Below are 233 nucleotides of genomic sequence, written 5' to 3'. Positions count from 1 at the left end.
ACTGCGCCGCCATACAGGCACAGATGCGCGCCAGCGCACAGCTGAAGCCTGGCGAAGTAGGCAGCGGCGTGTTACCGGAACTCAAGCACAGCAAGGATCTGCGCATAAGTGGGCGTCCAGAGTGGCGCCAGGTCGAAATCCAGCTGCAACTAGCAGTATTCAGCGGGGTTTTGACTTAACTACGCCGTTATCCACCGGCGTTGATCTCCCCGCTGATGTTGCAGGTACAAGCC

Annotated in this window: 1 pseudogene; it reads left to right on the top strand. The window is 58.8% G+C overall.

Annotation, left to right across the window (positions count from 1 at the left end):
• Positions 1–176, top strand: a pseudogene (locus tag ACQG3P_RS24475) (2OG-Fe(II) oxygenase); the annotation flags it as partial.
• Positions 177–233 lie beyond the last annotated feature (57 nt).

It is taken from the genome of Stenotrophomonas sp. SrG (genome assembly GCF_050031795.1).
GTDB lineage: Bacteria > Pseudomonadota > Gammaproteobacteria > Xanthomonadales > Xanthomonadaceae > Stenotrophomonas > Stenotrophomonas rhizophila_A.
The sequence above is the reverse complement of the archived record's forward strand: the minus strand, read 5'-3'. Positions and strand labels throughout refer to the sequence as shown.